Below are 19,236 nucleotides of genomic sequence, written 5' to 3'. Positions count from 1 at the left end.
GACAACGTAACATGGGCAATCCAACAGCGAAATCGTAGATCACGCCGCGTCGTCCCCCCCATTCCCGGTCGGACGCGCCGTTCTCCCACCGCGGTGCCGACCCCCGGGGCCCTGCCCCCTTGTCTCGTTTGAACCGATGGGTGCCCCGTCTCGTCCTTGGAACGGTCCGATGATTCGGCAGGTGCGGCGGAGGGAGGTGCGTCCATGGCCGGTGAGCCAGGGACTGGAGGCGTCGTGGTCGAGGCGAGAGGGCTGGCGAAACGGTTCGGCCGGGTCACCGCGCTGGAGAAGGTGGACCTCACCATCGGGCCGGGGATCTTCGGCCTGCTGGGACCCAACGGGGCCGGGAAGACCACCCTGCTGCGCATCCTGGCCACGGTGCTCGATCCCAGCGAGGGCACCCTCGCCATCGCCGGTCACCGCCTGCCCCGTGGAAAGGAGGCCGTACGCCGGCTCCTGGGGTACGTCCCCCAGGAGTTCGCCGTCTATCGCCGGTTGACGGGACGGGAGTTCCTGGACTACGTGGCCCTCTTGCGCGGCCTCGAGGATCCTGCGGTGCGGCGGCGGCGCGTCCAGGAGGTACTGGAACGGGTCAACCTGCTGGACGCGGCCCACCGCCTCTGCGGCACCTATTCCGGCGGCATGCGCCGGCGCCTGGCCGTCGCCCAGGCGTTGCTGGCCGACCCTCCCTTCCTCGTGGTGGACGAACCGACGGCCGGCCTCGATCCGGAGGAACACCTGCGGTTCCTGGACCTGCTGGCGGAGCTCGGCCGGACCCGGACCATCGTGTTCTCCACCCACGTGGTGGCCGACGTGGCCGCCACCTGCAGCCGGCTGGCGGTGCTGAGGGAGGGCCGGCTCCTGTTTGCCGGCTCCGCCGCGGAGCTGGTGTCCCGGGTGCGGGGCCGCGTATGGGAAGTCCGGGCGTCGGAGACGGAGCTGCAGCGGCTTCCGGGCGAGATGGCGGTGGTCAAGGTCCGGCCCGCGGGCGCAGGCGTGGCCGCCCGGGTGGTGGCCGGACAGAATCCCGGCGGCCTTGGCGTTCCCGCCGAACCGACGCTGGAGGACGCCTACGTGGGGCTGGTGTCCGGTGTCTTGGCGGAGGGTGAGGGATGAGGGGATCCGCAGCGGCGCCGACGATCCATCCGGGCGGCCGACGCTGGCGCCGCTTCCTGGCTCTGGCGGGGAAGGAGCTCTGCCTCTGGTTGCGCAGCGGCGGCTTCTGGCTGGCGCTGGCCGCCATGCATCTCTGGGGGTTGCCCTTGAGAGCGCCCGTCCCGCCGATCCTGACCAGCCAGGACGTGTCCTGGCAACTGCTGAGGGACGGCCTGTCCTTTGGCGGCCTCATCGTCCTCTTCGCCTCCGCGGCGGCCATGGGGCGTGACCGGGGATCCCAGGATAGGGAGTGGGTGGACAGTCTGCCCGTCTCCAACGCGGAGTGGGTGACGGCCCGTTGGCTGGGTGGCCTTCTCGCCTGGGGTCTGGCCGGCCTGGAGCTCTTCGTGGTGGCGACGCTCTTCCAGGCGGCGCAGGGAGACGCCCCGGTGCAGGCCGCGATATTGGCCACCTTTTACGGGGGCCACTTCCTGCCGGGCGTCAGCCTGCTCCACACCCTCGGTACCCTGCTGGGCGCCTTGCCCCTGTCCTCCCTGCTGACCTATGGACTCGTGCCCGTTCTGTGGGCGTTGACGGCCATGCCCACATCGCCGGTGACGTCGTACCTGCCGGCCGCGGCGGCGGCCCTGCCGGCGGGCGTACCCCCGCGAGGGATCTTCCTGCAGCCGTCGGCGGTCAGCGGGCTCTATCCCTACGAGCCGCTGAACTTCTGGCGCCGCTTCGTCCAGTTGGATCTCGCCGTGCTGGGGCTCGTGCTGGCCGCCCTGACCTACCACCCGCGCCGGGAGGCGGGGACTGCCGGCTTGCCGCGCCGCCGGTGGATGCTGGCCGGAGCCGCGGGTCTGCTTCTCCTGGCTGCGGGCCTCGCGGGCCGCGCGTATCTGGACTGGCAACAGGTGATCGGGCCAGGCTTCCGGAACGTGCCGCAGCCCGCCCAGGCTCAGGCAGCCGGGGGTCAACAGGGAGCGCCCGCCGCGGACCGTGCCCCCGTGGTGGCGGAGCACCTCACGCTCCAGGTCCAGCTGGAGGAGGACCGCTCCCGCTACCGGGCGCAGGCCGACGTGCTCGTCCGCAATGTTGGCGCGGCACCGCTCCGGTCCATCCCGGTCCACCTCGGACCGACCTGCGTCGTGGAAGGAGCGGCGCCCAGGGCCACGTCCCCGGATCCGGTTCGCCCCCTGGCCGGCAGCCGAACGGAGCTCATCCCGCCGGCTCCCCTGGCCCCGGGCGAGACCTTCGGCGGCCGGGTCCGCTACACCTGTCACTACCGGCCGGACCGCCCATGGCGGCTCACCCCAGGCGGCCCGCCGGTCCTGGAGCACCTCTACTACCCGGATCTCGCCGCTCCGCCCGACGGCACCCGGTGGGACGTGACGGTCACCATGCCTGCCGGCTTCACGGTGATCGGCAACGTGCCGTCCGTCGCGGAGGCGGTGGCTCCCGGCGGGCGCCGGAAGGTGCAGCTGGCAGGTCGGGCAGGGGAATTGCGGATCTTCGGGGCGACCTATGTCCGCAGGAAGCACGGCTCCTTCCAAGGTTACGCCCACCCGTACCACGTCCGCGCGCTGGACCCGCTGCTGGAGGCGGTCGCCCAGCGCGTCGACCACCATCGCCGTTGGCTCGGTCCCCCGCGGTGGCACCCCGATCTCACACCCCGGCCGGTGGTGGTGGAGGTGCCCGAGCCCTTCGTGGTGCCCGGTGTGCTGGTCGTCCGGGAGCACGAGCTGTTGTCGTTCGCGTCGGCGGATCGGGGGACGGACGATCCTGGCCGCCAGCGGCTGGCCGACGCCCTAGCCTTGGCCCTTAGGTGGGGAGGCGACGGCCAGCTGGGTGCCGCCCCGCTGGCGGAATCGGTCCGGGTGGTCTCGGGTCCAGGCGGCCGTACGCGGGTGGTCTTCACGTCGGTGGAGCTGGGGACGGTCCAGTTCCTCAACGTCCGGTATCACATGGTCCAGGCTCGAGACCCCCGTGCCATCCGGGCCAAGGCGTTGGCCTTGGTGCAGGAGGCGGCGGAGGGGACGCCGCGGTCCGGGCCGTTCCCCGATGTGCGAGACCGCGTGCGGCAGGGTCTGGACGTGGTGGATCCGGTGGCTGCGACCGTGTTCCTCACCCTGGACGAGGTCGCCGCCCGCGTGGGCGAAGACGCGGCGCGCCGGATCGTGGGGGCGGTCCATCGCCACTTCGTCGAGGCCGGTCTGGCCGCCCTGCGGACGGTGCGGGAGCCCGCCGGGCCCGAGGCCGATCCGGGACCTGCGCTGGCGAATGCGTTGCAGAGCCGGATCGAGCGCTTCCTGCAGGCCGTGGAGGCGTTGCCGGGGGCCGAGGCCATCACCGCCAAGGCACGGGAACGCTTGAGCCGGAGCGTCGCACCCGGTCGGCTCCATGGGGAGGAGGAGCGGCGGTGATCGGTTCGCGAAGTCCTTCGCGGCCCTACCGCCGCCGCTGGTTCTACGAACTGCGGGTGGCCGTGGACCGGGATGTGCCGGTGCTCGTCGTCCTGAGCTGGGCCACCTGGACGGCGGTCCTCGCCTGGCGGGAGCGCAACGGGCCGTTGACGGCCCCTTTCGTCCTGGGTGGGATGGAACTCGTTCTCCCGCTGCTGGGCGCCGCCATCACGGCGACGGTGACCGGCCGCGACTGGGAGGAGGGCACCATCCCGTGGCGGCTCTCGCTGCCCGGGGGCGCCACGCGGCTGCTGCTCGTGCGCACGATCACGGCCGGTGTCGTCTGGCTGGTGGCGGTGGGGGCCTGGGCGGCAACGGCCGCCGCGACTTGGCACCCGGCCCACCCGGCGGCGGTCGCGCCGGCGGGGATTCGCTGGCAAGCGTCGGACGTGCTGGTGCTGCTGGTGCCACCGGCCCTGTGGCTGGCCGCGCTGAGCCTGGCGGGGACGTTGCTGGGACGGGCGAGCCTATGGGGGATCATGGCGGCCAGCGCCTTCTGGCTTGCCGACCTGGCCTCCAGCGGCACGCTGGTCGACCCGCTGAGCGTCCTGTACCTGCGTGCGGGACCGCTGGCGCTGGACTACGCGGCCAACCGCCGATGGCTGGTCGGGGGTGCCGTGGCGGTGGCGGTCCTTACCTCGCTGGGCTTCCGCAGAGAGGAGCGCTGGCTGCGGTGACGCGAGAAGCGCAGCCCACGGACGGGGAGCTCTGGCGGCAACTGCAGGAAGGGAGCCAAAGCTCGCTGGAGGCGCTGGTCCGCCGCTATCACGGGCCGCTCTGGGCCTACGCCTGGCGGTGCACCCGGGACTACCACGCCGCCCAGGACCTGGTGCAGGAGACCTTCGTGACGCTCCTGGAGAAGGGGCATACGGTGCAGCAGCCCGGTGCGCTGAAGCAGTGGCTCTTCCGCGTGCTGACCCGGCGCATCCTCGATTGGCAAAAGGCCGCCTGCCGGCGGGAGGTGGCGGGGGGCGACACCGGCATCCCGTCGGCCGAGTCCGAGGCGCCGCGGGGACGGGTCATCTCCCTCGCCGAGGTCCTGGAGGGCAAGGAACAGCGCCAGCGGGTCTGGGTGGCACTCCAAGAGCTGCCGCCCGCCCAGCGCGCCGTGATCGTCCTGCGCTTCTACCATGACCTGTCGCTGCCGGAGATCGCGGACATCCTGGGTACGCCGGTGGGCACCGTCAAGTCGCGGCTGCACTACGGCCTGCGGGCCCTGCACGCCCGGCTGCAGGGAGCCGCCCCGGCCGGCCGGCCCGATCGACCCCACCGGAGGCCGTCGGAGACGGGCGGGCGAGGCCGAGCGGCGGGAGATGGCCGGCGCTCCCGGACCGGTTGGCGCGAGGGGGTCGGGCCGCGATGAGCGACCGGCTGCGGGATCGGACCGTCGATGGCGAGCAGATCCGGCGCCTGCGGGACGCCATCGTCGCAGAGCTGGGCGACGTCCCCGGGGGGTTGTCCCCGGAGCAGCTGGAGACCGTGCTGGCCTGGCTGGCGCAGGACGCGGTCCCCCATCCCACGCCGGCCATGACGGAGCGGCTGCTGGACAGCCTTCGCCCCGTCCTGGCCCACGGGGACCGCCCGCGCTTCCGCCGGCGCCTGGTGGCCACCGGTGGCTCGGGCATGCCCGGCGCGATGGGCCTCTTGGCCGTCCTGCGCCCGCAGGTCACGTTGCTGGGGCGGTCCTTCTGGCTCGGCTCGGCCGCCCTCGCGGCCACCTTGCTGCTGGTGGCCGCGGCGCGCCAGTCCGTGCCGTTCTTCCTCTGGGTGGCACCCCTGCTGGCCGTGGGCGGGGTGGCGGTGGCGTTCCGGGGGTCGGGCACCGGCCTGGGGGAGGCGGAACGGGCCTGTCCCGTGGATCCGCTGGCCTTGGCGTTGGGCCGGTTCGTCCTGGTGACCCTCTACGACGCGATCCTCCTGGCGCTGGCGACCCTGGCGTTGCACCTGGGGGGACCGGCCGCTGCCGGTGGCGTCCACATCGCGGCCCTGCTGTTGGCCTGGCTGGCCCCGTTCCTGTTCCTGGGCACGGTGGCCTTCGTCCTGTCCCTGCGCTGGGGCGGGGTGACCGGCCCGGCGGCGGCCATGACCCTCTGGGCCGCGATGGTCTGGCGGCAGCTGGCGCCGCCGGGCGCGGGGAGCGGGCTGGTGTGGGCCCTGGCGGCGCCGCCGGGAACGGGCGCCTGGTGGCAGGGCAAGGTCCTGCTGCTGGCCGTCACGGCGGTCGTCTGGGCGTTCCTTTGGGTGCGGACGGGGGCGCGTCCTGCCACCACCCCCGCGCCAAGGGACTGACGGTGTCCACTCCCGCCCAACCGGGCTGAAGGATCGCCATCGCCGACGGAAAGGCATCGGGGCTGGTGGCCCCCGACCCGGGAGCTGGGTGGCGTGTACCTGGAAGCGATCCGGCTGGAGAAGCGCTACGGATGGCGGCCGGTGCTGCGGAACGTCAGCCTGGGCGCAGGCCCCGGCATCCTGGCCGTGGTGGGGCCCAACGGCGCGGGCAAGACCACCCTGCTGCGCGTCCTCGCGGGCGTCCTTCCGCCCTCCCGCGGCTGCGTGCGCTGGCAGGGGCGGGAGATCGCGGACGACCCTGCTGCCTACCGGTGGCAGATGGGGTACAAGCCCCAGGACCTGAGCGTGTATCCCGGCCAGACGGTGGCGGCGGCCCTGCGCTACCTCGCCCGGCTCAAGGGGATCCCGGACGCCCTGGTGGACGAGCGGGTCACCGAAGTGGCCGAGGAGTGGGGTCTGGCCTCCGTCGCCTCCCGTCCGCTGGCGACCCTCTCCCGCGGCTGGCGCCAGCGCTTCTTCCTGGCCCAGGCGCTGCTCGCCGACCCCGACATCCTGATCCTGGACGAACCGGCGGTGGCCCTCGACGAATGCGGCCGCCAGCAGCTGTTTCGCCGCCTCCGCCTGCTGGCGCGGGAGCGGGTCGTGATCGTGGGCGGGCACGGGTTGCGGGAGCTGACGGAGGTCGCCGACCGCGTGCTGGTCTTGAAGCGGGGCACCGTGCGGTTCCTGGGGACGCCGAGTCAACTGGCGGCCTGGGCGGCGGGCTGGGTCTGGGAGCTCTGCCTGCCCCCCGGCGATCCCGCCCTCGAGCGGTTGCGCCGCCGGTTCGTCGTGACCGGCCGGCGGGACGAACCGGCCCGGGCCGGCCAGGGTCGCCTGCAGGTGTTGCGGCTCCTGGCCCGGCGACGTCCCCATCCCGCGGCGGCACCGGTGGAGCCGGGGCCGGTGGAGGGGTACCTCCGCTGCATTGCGGACGAACCGGATCGGCCCGGGGTGCCGAGGAGGCTCCAGGTGATTGACCCGCCCGGGCGCCCGTGGTAGCATCACTTTCAACAGTCATGACAACCGAGCGCGTCTGCTCTCTTATCCAGAGTGGCGGAGGGACTGGCCCAATGAAGCCCGGCAACCGCCGGCCGTGCCTTGGCGGCCGGTAAGGTGCCAATTCCTGCAGGATCCGCACGGGTCCTGAGAGATGAGAGGGCGCCGGAGATCCTTTCGGCCCTTCCCTCTCGGGAGGGGTATTTGTTATCCGGAACCCCTTCAGGGAGCGGGCGCGGGAGGGAGGGGGACGCGGTGATTCCCTGTCGCGGCCGATTGGAGGTGGGTCCGCTGCCGCTGGAACAGGGCGGCAGCCTGCCCCGGGTCGAGCTGGCCTTCGAGACCTGGGGCCGGTGGGATCCCCAGCGGAAGAACGCCATCCTCGTCTGTCACGCCCTCACCGGGGACGCCCACGTCGCCGCCCACGACCCGCAGGATCGACCGGGGTGGTGGGAGGCGGCCGTGGGACCCGGACGCCCCATCGACACCCGTCGCTGGTTCGTCCTCTGCAGCAACGTCCTCGGCAGCTGCTACGGCTCGACGGGCCCGAGCAGCCCGGTGGACCCGAAGGTGCCGGAGGCGCGCTGGGGCGGTCGCTTCCCGACCGTCACGGTGCGGGACATGGTCCACGCCCAGCGCCGGCTGCTGGATGCCCTGGGCATCGATCGCCTGGCCCTGGTGGTCGGCGGTTCGCTGGGGGGCATGCAGGCCCTGGAGTGGGCGGTTTCGTACCCGGACCGGGTCGACGCCGTGGCCGTGCTGGCGGCACCGCCCGCCTCGTCGCCCCACGCCATCGCCTGGAACGAGGCGCAGCGCCAGGCGATCTTCGCCGATCCCGCGTGGCAGGGCGGCGACTACCCGCCCGAGCGGCCGCCCCGGCGCGGGCTGGCCCTGGCCCGGATGATCGCCATGGCCACCTATCGGGGCCGGGACGAGTGGGCGGCCCGCTTCGGCCGCGACGCGGTGCCGCCGGACGACGACCCGGTGGCGGCGCGGATCGGCCTCTACGCCACCGCGCCCCGCAACGAGGCGGAGCGCTTCCGCTTCCAGATCGAGAGCTACCTGCACTACCAGGGGGAGAAGCTGGTGCGCCGGTTCGACGCCGCCAGCTACGTGACGTTGACCCGGGCCATGGACCTGCACGACGTGGGCCGCGACCGCGGGGGGCTGGACCAGGCCGTGGCCCGCGTGCGGGGACGCGTCTACGTGCTCAGCATCGCCTCGGACCTGCTGTACCCGGTGGAGGAGCAGCGCCGGCTGGTGCGCGCGCTGCGGCGGGCCGGCAAGGACGTCACCTGGCACGTGTGGCGGGCGCCCTGGGGCCACGACAGCTTCCTGGTGGACGCCGCGGGCGTCGCCCAGCGGGTCATGGACTGGTTGGACGAACCCGGCCAGGACGCCGCCGGTCTCGAAGAGGGGGCGGCCGTGGCCGTGGGGGAGGGGCGCCCGTGAAGGGACCGACGGTGGCCCTGCTGGGGCTGGGGACGGTCGGGAGCGCCGTGGCGCGGCGGCTGCTCAGCCCACCCCCGTGGCTGGTGGCGCGCCTCGGCGGCGTGCCGCGGCTGAAGTGGGTGCTGGTCCGCCACCCGGAGAAGCCGCGAGCGATCCGGGTCGACCGCTCCCTGCTGACCACCGATCCCGAGCGGGTGCTGCGCGATCCCGAGGTGGACGTGGTCATCGAGCTGATCGGCGGGGTCGAGCCGGCCCGCCGGTACGTGAGCCGCGCCCTGGAGGCCGGCCGCCCGGTGATCACGGCCAACAAGGCGCTGCTGGCCGAATCCCTGGCGGAGCTGGCCGCCCTGGCCCGGCGCCGAGGGGTGGAGCTGGCCTTCGAGGGCGCCGTGGCCGGGGGCGTGCCCATCATCCGCCCGCTGCTGCGGTGCCTGGCGGCCAACCGCGTACGGCGCCTGCGGGCGGTGCTCAACGGGACCTGCAACTACGTGCTGACCCGGGTGGCGCAGGGGGCCACCCTGGAGGCGGCGGTGCGGGCGGCCCAGGAGGCGGGCTATGCCGAGGCGGACCCGAGCGACGACCTGTCCGGCCGCGACGCGGCCCGCAAGCTGGCGATCCTGGCGATGCTGGTGACGGGCGAAGCCGTGGACTGGAACCGCGTCCGCCGCACCGGCCTGGACGATCCGGCCTTCCGGCGGGCCCTGGAGGCGACGGCGTCCGGCGCCCAGAGTCGGTCCCGTTGGCGGTTGGTCGCCACCGCCGACTGGCGGGGAGCGGTGCCGAGCCTCACCGTCCAACCGGAGCTGCTGCCCCCCGACGACCCGCTGCTGCAGGCCGCCGGGGTCGAGAACATGATCCTGATCGAAGCGGATCCCGTGGGCACGGTCCGATTCGCCGGCCCGGGGGCCGGCGGCGACGCCACCGCCAGCGCCGTGCTGGCCGACCTCATCGCCGTCTGGCGGGGCGACCGCCTACCCTTGCCCGACCTGAATCGGGGCGCGCTGGACCGCGTGGGGATCGCGGCCGCGCCCGAGGGGCCGCCGGTAGCGGCTGCGGCGGGCGAGGGGCACGGCGCGGTGGCAGGATCCCGCGGCGGCAGCGGTTAAACTGAAGGTGACGGACGGGTGCGGGACGGGTGGCGCCGGTCGGGCGGCGGGGCGGCCGGCGCGGTGCCGTCCGCGATCCGCCGGGTTGCGCCAGGGGGGAGCGCCATGGGCCCCAGGCATCTCGCCCAGTGCTATCGGTGCCGTCGCACCTTCGAGGCCGAGCACCGGGGGGCCCGGTACTGCCCGGAGTGCGAGCGGGAGCAGCGGCGCCGCTTTCGGGTGCTGCCGGGCGGCCGCGATCCTCGATACGGCCGGCTGGTGATCGAGCCGCGACCTGCGAGCCGGGGCACGGCCGGGAGGCGGTCGACGCGGGGTCCCGTCTGGCTGCGGGCCGGTGGGCGGCGCGGCGCATGGCCGTGGGGCGGGCGGTGGGGCCGCGACTGGCGCTGGCGGCGCTGGCACCAGCCGCTGCGGCTGCTGGCCGTGGTCGCCGCCGCCAGCGCCGCCCGCGTCGTCTGGGATCAGATGGCCGCCGGCCCGGCGCCCGTGGAGTGGCTGGTCTACCTGGTGGGCGCGGCATGGATCTGGAACCGCCGTGACGAGGCCGCCTGACGATAGCCCCGGCCGCCGGGGGCTGCAGCCGCGTCGGGGCGAGCGCCGCGCATCCGGGGGCAGGCGGGCGGGTCGTGCATCGGCGGGTCGGTGGGTGGGCTCGGCGGGTCCGTGCTCCCGGGCCCGTCCCGCCGATGGGTGGCGGTCGGTTCGCCGCCGCCGCGGGGGCGGGGCGCTGTGGGGGGAGGAGGGGCGCCATGGCGGACCCGGACGCCGCCGGCGGCGGGTCCCGGTTCCTCGGTGACCTCCTGGTGTGGGCGAAGGCGGCTTGGCAGCACCCAACCGGCTTGGCAGTGCCCGACCGGCTTTCCAGCGCCCAACCGGCCTTGGCAGCGCCTAACCAGCGGCGGGCGCGATGGTGGTTGAGGCGGCCCCGGGGGCGGCCGTGCATCGCCTTGCCCGAGGCTGGTGCGGCCAAGGGGCGGGCTAGGCCTTGCCGGGGGAGGGGCCTTGACGGGGGCGGGCGCCGCCGCGGGTCGGTCGAGGCCTTATCCTAGGCCTTGTCGGGGGATGGGCGCCGCCCATGGCCGATCGGGGCGTGGCCCGGGATCGGGGCCTTGCCTGGGATCGGTATGCTGCAGTGGAGGGGCGGGCTGGACCTTGCCCGGGAGCAGCCTGGCACGGCCGAGGGGCCGGTTAGCGCCCGGCGGATCCCCCGCCGCCCTCGGCGCCGGGGCGCGCCGGGCGTCGGCGCTGGACCGGGTGGGGGCGGCCGTCGCCGGAGCCCCGGGGGCCGCCGCCGGAGCCGGGTTCCACCTCGACCGTCAATCCCACCTGGCGCAGCTTCTCCGCCAGCTCGCGCCGCGTTCCGCGCAGGCGGATGCGCTGGGGCGCCAGGGCGCGCAACAGGCCGACGGCCAGGTCCTCCCGCTCCAGCTGGACGCGGGGATCCAGGTGGCCCTGCAGGAACTCGCGGTACAGGGGCGGGCCGTCGGGCTCGCGGATCACCAGCCGCGCACCGACGCCCTCGACCCACAGCTCCCGCGGCCCTTCGCCCGGGCGCAGGGCGCCCAGGTATTGACGCAACGCCCGCTCCAGCCACAGCTGTTGCAGGCCCGTCCGCGCCAGTTCGGCCACCAACGCGCGCAGGAACCGCTCCCCCCGGAAGCGCAGCCAGCCCAGGATGCTGAGCCGGCGGTGTTGCACCAGTTCGGGCAACAGCAGGGCCGCCGTGCCGCGGGCCAGGGGCGGCTGCTCCAGCAGGGGCAGGCTCTGCCGCCACACCGTCAGGCGATCGTCCGGGTCGACGGTGCCGTAGCGCGCGTCCAGGTGCTCCAGGAGCATCTCCGGGAGCAACACCGTGTGGAGGAACCGGGACGCCGCCTGGGCCGCCGGATGGGGCACGAAGTCCGTCAGGAACACCCAGCGCTGGCGGGAACGGAACACCGTGTAGACCAGACGCTCCTGATCCAGCACGCGTTGGAACTCCGTGGGATGGGTCTCGACCGAGATGGCCAGCTGTCCCTGCCCGCCCATGGGGCCAACCTCCCGCGACGGGACCCGGACCCCTGGCGGCGTCATGGGGTCCGAGGCCGCGGCCCGAACCCCGCCGGCGTGGGGGATCCGGGGTCGGCGCCCGGACCCGTGGCAGGCGGGACGGGATCCGGGCCGGTTATCCCTTAGTCTATGCGGGCCGGCCCGTCGCTTCCTGCCAGCCCCTGGCGAAGCCGGACGAATCGCTAGCCGCCGGGTCCCGTGGCTGCCACCCGGGCGTCCGGCCCGGGAGCCCGCCCCGGGAGCCCGCCCGCGCCGGAGGACCGGCGTTGCCCGAGCCCCCGCCATCGGTCCCTCTCCTCGCGCCGCTGCCTCGGGGTACCTCGAGCGCCCCCACGGGATCTCGAGCACGCCATCGCCCCGCGGCGGGCGGGGGCGCCCGCCGCGCCGGCGGGTCCGGCGCGCCGGCGCTCGCCACGTCGATGGTGCCGTTGCGCAGCAGGAACCCGCGGCCCGTCCGCCCAACCATCCCGCGGATGGGCCGCCCCATGGGGCGCCCGGTGCCGGGTTCGCCGAAGTGTGTCGAAGGATGCGCCGGAGCGCGGCGAAGGGTGGGCCGGATCACGACGGCTCGCCGGGCAGCGGATGGGCGCGATTCGCCGAAGGAGGTGTCGTGGGAGGTGCCGGGTCGAAGCCACCGGCGCCGGCGGATCCCGATCGGGGGGAGGGCCGGGATCCGCCCGCGCCGGTCGTCGGGTGCGGGCAGGGGCGGGCGCCGCGCGACCTGGACGGGTTCCGGTCGCAGCCGCGGCGCAGGACGGGAGGGGGACCCCGGGAAGGGACCGTGGCGGCTGGGGGTGTGGGCCCTGGTGGTCGCGCTGGCGCTGGCGCCCTTGGTCGCGGCGTTGCCGGGGGGTACCCCGGTGGCGCAGGGGGCTGGGGCGCCGGGCCGCGGTCAAGCTGGGGCCGCGGCGGCGGCCGCGGCGACGGTCCAGGGGACCGAAGCGGGCGGCTCGACCGGCCGTGCGGAGACGGCGGCGGCGCCATCGTCCGCCGTCCCCGCGCCCCCGCCCCAGGACGCGCGGGCGGCGATCCTGGTCGACGGGGCGACGGGACAGGTTCTCTACGCGCGGAACGCCGACGTGGCGATGCCCATGGCCAGCACGACGAAGATCATGACCGCGCTGCTGGCCATCGAGCGGGGCGACCTCGAGCAGGAGATCGTCACGGGGGAGCGCGCCTTCGGGGTCGAGGGCTCGAGCCTGTACCTGGCCCTGGGGGAGCGCCGCACGCTGGAGGAGCTGCTCTACGGGCTGATGCTGCGTTCGGCCAACGACGCCGCCGTCGCCATCGCCGAGGGCCTGGCGGGGTCGGTGGAGACGTTCGTCGGGTGGATGAACCAGCGGGCGTGGGATCTGGGGCTTCGGCACACCCGCTTCGCCGACCCCCACGGCCTGTCCAGCCGTGATCACTACACGTCGGCCCGGGATCTGGCCACCCTGGCCCGCGTGGCCATGGCCAACCCCACCTTCCGGCGGATCGTCGGCACCCGCGAGTACCGCATGCCCTGGCCGGAGAAGCGGGCCGAGCGCGTGCTGCAGAACCACAATCGCTTCCTCTGGCGCTACGAGGGCGCCACCGGGGTCAAGAACGGCTACACCCGCGCAGCCCGCGGCGCCCTGGTGGCCTCGGCGCGGCGGGACGGCGTCGAGCTGATCGGCGTGCTCCTGGGCGCCCACCCGACCGGCATGTACCGCGACATGGCCCGCCTGATGGACTGGGGCTTCGCCCACTTCGAGCCGCTCCAGCTGGTCCGGGGTGGGGAGACGGTGGGCAGCGTCCCGGTGGACGGCGGCCGGCGGGACCGGGTGCCCGTGGTGGCTGCCTACGGATCGCGGTGGCTGGTGCCGCGGGACGAACCGGCTCCGGCGGTGGAGCGTGCGGTGCAGCTCGCGGAGCCCCTGCGAGCGCCGCTGGCGGCGGGGACGCGGGTGGGCACGCTAGTGGTGCGGGTGGACGATCAGGTGGTGGACCGCATCCCACTGCTCAGCGGCGCCTCCGTCGCCGCCGCTCCCGCCTGGGCGGCGGCGCGGCACGCGCTGGCGGGGTGGGCGGAACCGGCGCTCCTGGCCGTGGCGGCGGTGCTGGGGCTCTTGGTCGGCGTGCGCTGGCGCCGGCACGTGATGGCGCGACGTCGCTGGCGCCGGCGGGTGGCCGCCTTCGACCCGATGATGTGGTATGCCTTCCGTCCCCGCGACCCAGGGGCGGACTAGAAGGGCTCTGGGAGGCCGGGCGCGCACGGCGCGCGACGCGAACCGGCGCTGCGCCGCGGCGAAGGACGGGCTGCGGACGGGCCGGGCGGTGGTCTCCCCGCGCGACGGCGAGCCGGGCGGGGCGAGGGTGGGGCCGGGTGAGTCGAGGCGGGGAGAGGGTGGCACCGCGGCGCGCGTCGCGGGGAGAGGGCGCCGCCACCGCGCGCGACGGCAGCGAACGGGCGCGAGGGGACGACGAGTAGGGGCGGCCGGCCCGAGGGGAGTGGGGGGCGGCGACGCCCAGGCCGGCCGCCCCGCCCAACGGCACCAGATATCGCGGGCATCGCCGCGCCGAGGGCTCCCAAACTAGGGATGGCCCGTCTTTCGCGGCCGAAACCGATGCCGAGGTGGTGCCCGCATGGCCAGACGACGTGGCGCCGGCCGCCTGGTGGTCCCCGGGGCCGAGCCCGGTCTGGACCGCTTGAAGTTGGAGGTCGCCCAGGAGCTCGGGCTGGTGCCGGCGGGGGCGATCTCGCCCCGCGCCTACGACGAGGCCCTGGACCGGCAGAAGTGGGAGGTGGCCGAGGAGCTCGGCCTGGCCGACCGCATCCGCCGGGTGGGCTGGGGCGAGATGACGACCCGGGATTGTGGCGCCATCGGCGGCCGCCTGGGCGGCCGCTTGGGCGGCCAGATGGTCCGCCGGATGATCGCCCTGGCCGAGCAGCAGCTGGCGGGCGACCTCCCCACGGCCGGTCCCCGCTGGTAGGTCGGCACCCCAGTCGGTAGGCGGTACAATGGGAGAAAGACGGGGTCGGGGCGGCGACCCGGGTGGGTGGCCGCCCTTTTGTGCGCGACGACTGGGGCGATCTTGGGCTTGCGATGGTCGTTGGGGGGTCGGTGCACCGTGGCGGACGCGCAGGCCACCGCCCAGTCGAGGGCGGCGCTGAAGACGGCCCTGCTGGCGGAGGCTCGGCGCCTCGGCTTCGTGGCGGCGGGCGTCGCCGCCGCCGCGCCCCTGCTCGACCTCGAGGCCCTGTTGCGCTGGCGGCAGGAACGGGGCATGGCCACTCCCTGGGAAGACCCCGACCCCGCGCGCCGCGCCGATCCAGCCACGTTGCTCCCCGGGGCGCGCTCGGTGGTGGCGGTCGCCATGGCGTACGACCCGCCCGGCCGCCGGACGGCGTCACGTCCCGCGTCCGCCCAGGATCGTGCGGCCGGTGGCGGGGATCGTGCGGCCGGTGGCGGGACGGGACGCCGCCGCGACGGGCGGGCCGCGGGGGGATCACGGGATGGCGGGGACGGCGGTCCGCCCTTGCGCGGGTACGTGGCGGCGGCCGGCCGGACCCGCTCGTACCAGCACGTCATGCGTCAGCGGCTGGAGGCGCTGGGGCGCTGGCTCGAGGCCCGGGTCCCGGGGTGCCGCTGGGCGGTGCAGGTCGACACCGGACCCCTGGTCGACCGAGCCTGGGCGGAGCGGGCCGGCCTGGGCTGGGTGGGGAAGAACGCCTGCCTGATCGTGCCCGGCCGGGGTTCCTGGGTGTTCCTCGGCGAGTTGGTGACGGACGTCGCCTTGCCCCCCGATCAGCCCGTGGCCGACGCCTGTGGGGACTGCGACCTGTGCCTGCGGGCGTGCCCGACCCAGGCCTTCATCGGGCCGCGCCAGCTGGATCCGCGGCGGTGCGTCTCGTTCCTCAGCCAGAAACCGGGCATGCTGGCACCGGACGAACGGGCCGCCCTGGGCCAGAGCCTCTACGGTTGCGACGCCTGCCAGGTGGTCTGCCCCTACAATCGGTCTGCAGGCCCCGGTCACCCGGCGCTGCGGCCCGACGACACGGCACCGGCGGGAGGCGCGGGGAACGGGACGACCTCGGTCCCGGCCGCGCCGGTGCCGTCCGGCGCGCCGACCCAGGCGCGGACGGGAGGCGCCGGTGGTGGGCGGGCGCCGACAGCGGAGGCGGCCGCAGGCCCCGAGCTCGACGCCTCCCGTCGTGCCGGGGACCCGGCCCCGGACGATGGGCCGCCCGATGCGACGGGCCGGCCCGACCTGGTGGCGCTGCTGCGGATGGGGCGGGCGGAGTTCCGCCGGCGCTACCGCTCGCTGACCGGGGCGTGGCGCGGTCGCAAGACGTGGCAGCGGAATGCGCTGGTCGCCCTCGGGAATCGGGGACCGGCGGCCCGTTCGGCCGTGCCGGCCCTGGTCAGGGTGCTGCGGGACGATCCCCGGCCGGACCTGCGGGCCCTGGCGGCGTGGGCCCTGGGCCGGATCGGCGGCGAGTGCGCGCAGCGGGCACTGGCCGAGGCGCGAGCGCGCGAGGACGACCCCGCGGTGCGGGCGGCCATCGCCGATGCCCTGCGCCCGGCCCCGGGCGCAGGACGTGGTGGCGGCCGTGCCGAAGCCTATGGAGCGCAGGCCTTTTGACCGGAACCGGGCCGAGGGCATGCCCGGGTGGCCCCTGGGCCCCGGCGCGGGCGACGGGACGACCCGAGGGGCGACGCCCGCGGCGGCCGCCTCCACCGGCGGTTTTGGGGGCAGACCCCTCGGTCACCCTGCGCGCGGCCGGGCAGCCGCCGGGTCGGTCCCGCCGGCGGCGGGGCGGCCGCTGACGGCCTCCGCCCGGTGATGCCGGCCGGGGCTCGAAGGGAGCCCGGCCGGTCGAAAGAGGGGCGTCATGGCCGGGGGCGTCGTCGCCGGGGACCGCGGGGGCTGCGGGACCCGCGACGTCCGGGGCCCGGCGTCCGGCGCGGTGCCCGACGGGGCCGGCATGGATGCGGCGGATACCCGGGGGCATTGCCGGAACAGGTTATTTCCGACAGGGCACGGCCCGGGCGAGAGGGCCCGTGGGAAGGTGGTGATGACGGCCGTGCGGGTGTTCGTCAACAACCATCCGGTGGACGTCTATCCCGGCGCCAGCGTGCGCCATGCACTGCTCCGCTATTCTGAGACCGTCTACCAGGACGCGGTGGCCGGCAAGCTGGTGGTCACCGATCGGCATGGGAACCGGCTGGGCCTCGGGGGCGCCCTGGAAGAGGGGCTGCGGCTGACGGTGGAGGGTCCCGGCGGGTACCGCCCGGGGCCGGCCCGACCCGCCGCCACCCAGGAGGTGGCCGGGGGGCAGGTCGACGGGCGGCCGCCGGCGGCGTCCACCAACGGCCTGGTGCTCACGGAGGCCCGGCCCGGCGGCCGGGCCCCGGCCGGGGGCCCGGCCGCCGGGCCGGCGGGCGCCGCGGAGGCGGCGGCTGCCGCCAACGGGGTGCATCCCGCCGGCCGCGGCGACGGCCGGCGCCGTCGCCGCGGCCGGCGGCGGGGCCGGCGCGGCCGCCCGCGAGCCCACCCGGAGGTCGGCAAGGGCGGCCGCGCCACCGAGGCCGGCGGCTCGGCGAACGGCACGGGCTAGAAAGCCCGTCGCAGGAGGATGCCGCGAGGCGCGGGCCGATCCCCAGGCGCCGCTGTCGAGTCCCGAGGCGCCAAGGGCGGCAGGGACGGCGTGGCCACATCGTAGGGCCAGGCGTAGGGCGGGCGGGCCGGGGTCCAGCCGACCCCGGCCCGCCCGCCCTTCCCGCCCACCCAAGGTTCCGCCCGCCCTTCCCGCCCACGGTTCCGCCCGAACCCTGACCCTGACGCTGGCTCCCGCCGCCCTGGCCCTTGCCCCTGATCCTGTCCCAACCCCGACCCGCGTCTCGTCCGGCGTCCTGCCCTTGCCCCCGGTCCTGCCCCCACCCTGACCTTCTTCTCCTCCGTCGCCCTGTCCTGGCCCCCCTGCGCCCGCACCTGGTTGGTCCTGGCCGCGCCTTGTCCCTGGCGTGGCGCGTCCCTGTCCCTGCCCCTGCACGCTCCCCGCTGGTCGGGCCCAGTCCCCGCCCGAGATGGGCCCGCGGCGCGGGGGAAGGGGGTGGGCGGCGATGGCGCCGGTTCGGCCGAACCTGGATCCGTTCCCCGTCCGCGATCCCGCCCCGGATCCCTCGCTGCCCCCGTCCCGGTCCCTGCCCCGGCCCTGGGCTGCCCTGGCCCTGACTTGGCCAGCCCCAGACCCGTCCCAGCCCCCCCTGCTAGGCCAAGGCCCCGGCGGCCGGTTCGACCACCAGCCGCTCGCTGCGCTCCAACGCCTCCGCCAGAAGCGGCTCCCAGTCACGCACGGCCTCCGCGGCCTCCGCCTGCTCGGGACGGGGCCGCGTGGCCGGATGGGCCGGGACGAACAGCGTGCAGCAGTCCTCGTAGGGCAGGATCGAGATCTCGTACGTGCCGATGGCCCGCGCGCGGTCGACGATCTCCGCCTTGTCCATGCCGATCAGCGGGCGCAGGACCGGCAACGTGGTCACCGCCGCGATGGTGCGGATGCTCTCCAGGGTCTGGCTGGCCACCTGACCCAGGCTCTCGCCCGTCACCAGCGCCAGAGCCCGCTCGCGGGCGGCGATGCGCTCGGCGATGCGGAACATCATGCGGCGCATCAGGGTGATGGTCAACTCGGGCGGGCACTCCAGCTGGATGGCCCGCTGCACCTCGGTGAAGTGGACGACCCAGAGCGGCAGCGGGCCGCCCCACCGCGCCAGCACCCGGGTCACGTCGACCACCTTCTCCCGCGCCCGCTCGCTGGTGAACGGGGGACTGTGGAAGTGGACGGGGATGACGGACAGGCCGCGCTTCATGGCCATCCAGACCGCCACCGGGCTGTCGATCCCGCCGGACAGGAGGGCGCACGCCCGACCCGTCACGCCCACCGGCAGACCCCCCGGGCCGGGCACCGAGCGGGCGTAGACGTAGGCCCCATCGTGGCGGACCTCGACGTGGACCGTGATCTGGGGCCGCTGGACGTCCACCCGGAGCTCGGGGTGGGCAGTCAACAGGCGGCTCCCCAGTTCGCGGTTGATCTCGATGGACGTCAGGGGGAACCGCTTGTTGGACCGGCGCGCCTCGACCTTGAAGGTCACGGGGGCGTGGGCCGCTGCGGGGCCTCCCCCGGTGGCGGGGGCCGGGGCACCGCCCGCCGTCATGGTCGTGGAGGGCGCGGCGGCGCCGCCTTCCCGACCGCCCGCGGCACGCCCCGGCGCGCCGGCGGGGCCGAGCGGGGTGCCGGCCCGCGTCGCGTCCGCCAAGGCGTCCTCCAGCACCCGTCGGGCGGCATCGCCGATGGCCTCCAGGTCCAGGGGCGCCCGTTCCGCCGGCGAGACGGCGACGACGCCGAACACCCGCTGCAGCGCCTCGAGCAGGGGCTCGGGACCGAGGTCGGCCGGCGGTTCGACCCAGACCCGTCCCGGCGTGCGGTAGACCGATACCCCGGGCCACGGCGCCAGGGCGCGCCGGATCTGGCGCACCAGGGCCTGCTCGAACCGGGGCCGGTTGCGACCCTTGAGACCGATCTCGCCGTACCGGACCAAAAGCACGCGCTGGTTCAAGGTCCGCCTCCTCACGGATTCGTCGTCTGCCCCACGGTCGCCCCGCCTCCCTGGACGGCGGACCGGACTGGCACCGCGCCCGCCTCGACGGCGCACCGGACGGCCAGGGCCGTCCGCGCCGCCCCCTCGCCGACGGGCCGGACCCGGCAGGCGCAGCCCCGC

At 75.5% G+C, this 19,236-nt stretch carries 15 protein-coding genes and 1 riboswitch; of the genes, 13 read left to right on the top strand and 2 right to left on the bottom strand.

Annotated elements, in window-relative coordinates; all coding sequences use genetic code 11:
• Positions 1-204 precede the first annotated feature (204 nt).
• The 9 genes from E1B22_RS10100 to E1B22_RS13950 all read left to right on the top strand — a co-directional run bounded on the left by E1B22_RS10100 (position 205) and on the right by E1B22_RS13950 (position 9,997).
• Complete coding sequence (locus E1B22_RS10100) at positions 205-1,116, top strand: ABC transporter ATP-binding protein (RefSeq protein WP_135225550.1); 912 nt, start codon at positions 205-207, stop codon at positions 1,114-1,116.
• Positions 1,113-3,521: a hypothetical protein gene (locus E1B22_RS10095; RefSeq protein ID WP_135225549.1), complete on the top strand. Its 2,409-nt coding sequence runs from the start codon at positions 1,113-1,115 to the stop codon at positions 3,519-3,521. The genes E1B22_RS10100 and E1B22_RS10095 overlap by 4 nt, the downstream gene beginning before the upstream one ends.
• On the top strand, positions 3,518-4,237 hold the full coding sequence (locus tag E1B22_RS12735) for a hypothetical protein (protein ID WP_167758913.1): 720 nt from the start codon (positions 3,518-3,520) through the stop codon (positions 4,235-4,237). The genes E1B22_RS10095 and E1B22_RS12735 overlap by 4 nt, the downstream gene beginning before the upstream one ends.
• A complete protein-coding gene (locus E1B22_RS12730) occupies positions 4,234-4,923 on the top strand; it encodes an RNA polymerase sigma factor (protein ID WP_167758912.1) in 690 nt (229 codons plus the stop codon). The genes E1B22_RS12735 and E1B22_RS12730 overlap by 4 nt, the downstream gene beginning before the upstream one ends.
• Positions 4,920-5,849, top strand: a complete 930-nt coding sequence (locus E1B22_RS10085; RefSeq protein WP_135225547.1) for a hypothetical protein — start codon at positions 4,920-4,922, stop codon at positions 5,847-5,849. The genes E1B22_RS12730 and E1B22_RS10085 overlap by 4 nt, the downstream gene beginning before the upstream one ends.
• A gap of 93 nt (positions 5,850-5,942) precedes the next feature.
• A complete protein-coding gene (locus E1B22_RS10080; RefSeq protein WP_167758911.1) occupies positions 5,943-6,890 on the top strand; it encodes an ABC transporter ATP-binding protein in 948 nt (315 codons plus the stop codon).
• 39 nt (positions 6,891-6,929) lie between these two features.
• Positions 6,930-7,048: riboswitch (SAM riboswitch) on the top strand.
• Between the two features lie 94 nt (positions 7,049-7,142).
• Positions 7,143-8,339, top strand: a complete 1,197-nt coding sequence (locus tag E1B22_RS10075) for a homoserine O-acetyltransferase (RefSeq protein WP_135225545.1) — start codon at positions 7,143-7,145, stop codon at positions 8,337-8,339.
• On the top strand, positions 8,336-9,445 hold the full coding sequence (locus tag E1B22_RS10070) for a homoserine dehydrogenase (RefSeq protein ID WP_135225544.1): 1,110 nt from the start codon (positions 8,336-8,338) through the stop codon (positions 9,443-9,445). Before E1B22_RS10075 ends, E1B22_RS10070 begins: the two co-directional genes overlap by 4 nt.
• Before the next feature lie 105 nt (positions 9,446-9,550).
• Positions 9,551-9,997, top strand: a complete 447-nt coding sequence (locus E1B22_RS13950; protein WP_135225543.1) for a hypothetical protein — start codon at positions 9,551-9,553, stop codon at positions 9,995-9,997.
• A gap of 636 nt (positions 9,998-10,633) precedes the next feature.
• Here E1B22_RS13950 and E1B22_RS10060 read toward each other — a convergent pair.
• Positions 10,634-11,473 (bottom strand): hypothetical protein, encoded by an 840-nt coding sequence (locus E1B22_RS10060; protein ID WP_135225542.1) that lies wholly within the window; start codon positions 11,471-11,473, stop codon positions 10,634-10,636.
• 881 nt (positions 11,474-12,354) lie between these two features.
• Between E1B22_RS10060 and E1B22_RS10055 the strand changes: the two genes are divergently transcribed.
• From E1B22_RS10055 to E1B22_RS10040, 4 genes are all read left to right on the top strand, one after another.
• Positions 12,355-13,704: a D-alanyl-D-alanine carboxypeptidase family protein gene (locus E1B22_RS10055; protein ID WP_243123320.1), complete on the top strand. Its 1,350-nt coding sequence runs from the start codon at positions 12,355-12,357 to the stop codon at positions 13,702-13,704.
• Positions 13,705-14,101: 397 nt separating this feature from the next.
• Positions 14,102-14,449 carry an alpha/beta-type small acid-soluble spore protein gene (locus E1B22_RS10050; RefSeq protein WP_135225541.1) on the top strand — a complete coding sequence of 116 codons (348 nt, stop codon included), beginning with the start codon at positions 14,102-14,104 and terminating at the stop codon, positions 14,447-14,449.
• Positions 14,450-14,587: 138 nt separating this feature from the next.
• Positions 14,588-16,102 carry a tRNA epoxyqueuosine(34) reductase QueG gene (gene queG / locus E1B22_RS10045; protein WP_135225540.1) on the top strand — a complete coding sequence of 505 codons (1,515 nt, stop codon included), beginning with the start codon at positions 14,588-14,590 and terminating at the stop codon, positions 16,100-16,102.
• A gap of 433 nt (positions 16,103-16,535) precedes the next feature.
• Positions 16,536-17,078, top strand: coding sequence for a hypothetical protein (locus tag E1B22_RS10040; protein WP_243123319.1), 543 nt, complete (start codon positions 16,536-16,538; stop codon positions 17,076-17,078).
• A gap of 652 nt (positions 17,079-17,730) precedes the next feature.
• Here E1B22_RS10040 and thiI read toward each other — a convergent pair.
• Positions 17,731-19,074, bottom strand: a complete 1,344-nt coding sequence (gene thiI, locus E1B22_RS10035) for a tRNA uracil 4-sulfurtransferase ThiI (RefSeq protein ID WP_243123317.1) — start codon at positions 19,072-19,074, stop codon at positions 17,731-17,733.
• Positions 19,075-19,236: the final 162 nt, after the last annotated feature.

The sequence above is a fragment of the Thermaerobacter sp. FW80 genome (assembly GCF_004634385.1).
Lineage (GTDB): Bacteria > Bacillota > Sulfobacillia > Thermaerobacterales > Thermaerobacteraceae > Thermaerobacter > Thermaerobacter composti.
Note: the sequence above shows the minus strand (reverse complement) of the source record. Positions and strands in the feature narration are given on the sequence as shown.